Consider the following 3,938-nt stretch of genomic DNA (forward strand, 5'->3'; position numbering starts at 1 on the left):
AGTACCAGCATGTGGGCGCTGGTGCGCACCAGCGCTGGCGCGCAGCCGGGCGAGCGCGTGCGCAGGCTCGATATCGACCTGTGCGACCCGGACGGTAAGCTGTGCGTGCGCCTGGTCGGCTTCGCTTCGCGCGCGCTTTCCGCCGACTTCGGCGCGGCCCATGCCGCGGACCATACCGTGCTGCTGGAACCGGAATGGCAGCCCAGCGAAGTGGCGCCGGACGCCGAGCAACCCGTGTATGTCCAGCACGTGGTGATGATCTGCGATATGGCCGGTATCGCCGGCCAGGAGGTGGTCGGACCGACCGGTGCGCGCTGTATCCAAATCGCTTCGCATCACAACGGTATGGTGGACGACTTCCAGCGCTATGCCGTGGCCGCCTTCGAGGAAATCAAGTGGATATTGCAGTCCCGGCCGGTCGGCAAGGTGCTGTTCCAGATCGTCGTGCCCGCGCTGAGCGGGCACCAGCTGATGGCGGGGCTGAGCGGCCTGCTGAAAACGGCGCACCTGGAAAACCCCCACCTGATAGGCCAGTTGATCGCGCTGGACAATGCGCAGCAGGGCGATGGCCTGCGCGAGAAGCTGCTGGCAAACCGCCGCATGCCGCAAGACCGGCATATCCGCTACGAGGATGACGGCCGCTGGGTAGCCGGCTGGAAGGAGGTGACGGCCGGCGCGCGCGCCATGCACAAGCCGTGGAAGGCCGGCGGCGTCTACCTGATCACCGGCGGCGCGGGCGGGCTGGGGCTGATCTTCGCGCGGGAGATCGCGCAACAGGCGGCGGCGTCCACGCTGGTGCTGACGGGACGCTCGGCGCCCGGCGAAGCCAGCCAGCGCCAGGTGCGGGCGCTCGAGGCGCTGGGCGCGCGCGCGCAATACGTTCAAACCGACGTCGCCGACAAGACGGCGGTGTCGGCACTGGTCGATGGTATCGTGCGCGACTACGGCACGCTCGACGGCATCATCCATAGCGCCGGGATCATGCGCGACAATTTCATCCTGAAGAAAACGACGCGCGAGTTGCAGGCGGTGCTGGCGCCGAAAACCCTGGGGCTGCTGCATCTGGATGAGGCCAGCAAGAAGCTGAAACTCGATTTCCTGATCTGCTTTTCCTCGCTGGCCGGCGCCTATGGCAACGCGGGTCAAGCCGATTACGCCACCGCCAACGCCTTTATGGACGCCTATGCCGTCTACCGCAACAGCCTGGTCGCCTTGGAGCAGCGCCACGGACGGACGGTTTCGATCAACTGGCCGCTGTGGCAGGACGGCGGCATGCGCATGGACCAGCAGGCCGAGCAACTGCTGGCGCAGGGCTCGGGCATGCTGGCCATGGCCAGCGCCGACGGCGTGGCCGCGTTATACCGCGTGCTGGCCACCGGTCAGGACCATATGGTGGTGATGCAGGGCCACGCCGCACAGATGCGCCACAGCTGGCAGGCGCCCGCCGCCCCCGTCGCCGCGGCGCTTGCCGCCGCGGCCGTGGTGGCGGCGCCGATGGCGTCGGCCGATCTGCTGGCCGGCCGGGCGGCGCAGTATTTTACGAAACTGCTCTCGGGCGTCATCAAACTGTCGGCCGAGCGCATCGATGTCGCCGCGCCACTGGACAAGTACGGTATCGATTCGATCATGGCGATGGGTCTGGTGAGCCAGCTTGAAAAGGTCTTCGGCCCCCTGTCGAAGACGCTGGTATTCGAACACCACACGACCCAAAACCTGATCGATTACTTCATCCAGGCCTATCCGCAGCGGCTGCAGGAGGTGTTGGGTTTGAATGCGCCGGCGCCGGTGCCGCCGTCCGCCGCGCCGCCGGCCGCGACCGCGGCCGCGACCGCGACCGCGACCGCTACCGCGCCGGAGCCTGCGGCCACGCCGCGGCGTGGCCGCTATGCGGGCGCCGCCCCGGCGGCACGCCGGGATAGCGTGCAGGAGGCGGGCAAGGACGTCGGCAAGGATATCGCCATCGTCGGTTTGGCCGGACGCTACCCGCAGGCCGACAATGTACAGGCGTTCTGGGACAACCTCAAAAACGGTAAGGACAGCATCACCGAAATTCCCCCGGAGCGCTGGGACCACGGCCTGTACTTCGATCCAGACCGCGACAAGCCCGGCATGACTTACAGCAAATGGGGCGGCTTCATCGACGGCGTCGACGAATTCGACCCGATGTTTTTCAATATGCCGCCGCTCCATGCGGAATTCACCGATCCGCAGGAGCGCCTGTTCCTGCAGTGCGCCTATGCGACGCTGGAAGACGCCGGCTACACCCGCGAGACGCTGGCCAGGCAGGCGCAAGGCAACGTGGGCGTTTTCGTCGGCGTGATGTACGAGGAATACCAGTTGTTCGGCGCGGAGGCGCATGCGCGCGGCCGCCACGTCGCGGTGTCGTCGAATCCGTCGTCGGTGGCCAACCGGGTCTCGTACTTCTGTAACTTCAACGGTCCCAGCATGGCGATCAACACCATGTGCTCGTCGTCGCTGACGGCGATCCACCTGGCGTGCCAGAGCTTGCAGGAGGGCGATTGCGAGCTGGCCCTGGCCGGCGGCGTGAACGTGTCGGTGCATCCGAATAAATACCTGATGCTGGGCCAGGGCAAATTCGTCTCCAGCAGCGGCCAGTGCGAAAGCTTCGGCCAGGGCGGCGACGGCTACGTGCCGGCCGAAGGCGTCGGCGCGGTGCTGCTCAAGCCCCTCGCGAAGGCGATCGCCGACGGCGACCACATTTATGGCGTCATCAAGGGATCGGCGCTCAACCACGGCGGCAAGACCAACGGCTACACGGTGCCCAATCCGGGCGCGCAGAGCAAAGTGGTGGCGCGGGCCTTGCGTCGCGCCGGCGTCGACGCGCGCGACATCAGCTACCTCGAGGCGCACGGCACCGGCACCTCGCTGGGCGATCCGATCGAGATCGCCGGCTTGAGCCGCGCCTTCCGCGAGCAGACGCAGGACCGGCAATTTTGCGCCATCGGTTCGGTCAAGTCGAATATCGGCCATTGCGAGAGCGCCGCCGGCATCGCGGCGCTGACCAAGGTGTTGATGCAAATGCGGCACGGCCAGTTGGCGCCGTCGCTGCACTCGGCCGTGCTCAATCCGCATATCGACTTCGCCGCCAGCCCGTTCGTGGTACAGCAGGAACTAGCCGAGTGGAAGCGGCCCGTCAGCATGCGCGACGGCGTGCGGCGCGAAGGCGCGCGCATCGCGGGGATCTCCTCGTTCGGCGCGGGCGGCTCGAACGCCCACCTGGTGATCCAGGAGCATGTCGCGACCGCGGCCAGTGGCGCCGCGCGCGGTGGGCCGGCCTTGGTGGTGCTGTCGGCGCGCACCGTCCAGGCTTTGCAGGCGCAGGCCCGGCAACTTGCCGATGTGCTGGACCGGCACGGCTGGACCGACGCCGACCTGGCCGATATCGCCTACACCCTGCAGACCGGGCGCGAGGCGATGGAAGAGCGGCTGGCCATGCAGGCCGATTCGCTGCAGTCCTTGCGCAACCAGCTCGGCGATTGGCTCGGCGGCGTGGACGGCAGCGAGGAAGTGTACCGCGGCCAGGTACGGGGCGAGAAGAGCGTCGTCGGCCTGTTTGCGGCGGATGAAGACATGGGAGGCATCGTCGACGCCTGGATCGCCAAAGGCAAGTACGGCAAGTTACTCAGCCTGTGGGTGCGCGGTTTCGGCTTCGACTGGCACAAACTGTATGGCGCGGCCGCGCCGCGCCGCATCAGCCTGCCGACCTATCCATTCGCGAAAGAGCGCTACTGGGTGCCGGCGGCGCCGGCCGCCGGCGTGGCTGCGCTTGCCGGCGTGGCCGCGGCGCCCGTGGCCGCCACGGCGCGCCAGGCGCTGCTGCTGAGCAAGGCATGGGAAGCGGCCGACGCGCCGCTGCGGCCGCGCGCCGGGCGACGCCTGGCGATACTGGCCGGGGCGGAGACGGCCGCGTTGGCGGC

1 protein-coding gene is annotated in these 3,938 nt (G+C 68.0%); it reads left to right on the forward strand.

The features are described 5' to 3' along the window. On the forward strand, window positions 1–3,938 hold a 3,938-nt coding region (locus ACFDR9_RS27150; RefSeq protein WP_409033002.1), incomplete at both ends, for an SDR family NAD(P)-dependent oxidoreductase.

This window comes from Janthinobacterium sp. CG_23.3 (assembly GCF_046115965.1).
In the GTDB taxonomy this organism is placed as follows: Bacteria; Pseudomonadota; Gammaproteobacteria; order Burkholderiales; family Burkholderiaceae_D; genus Janthinobacterium.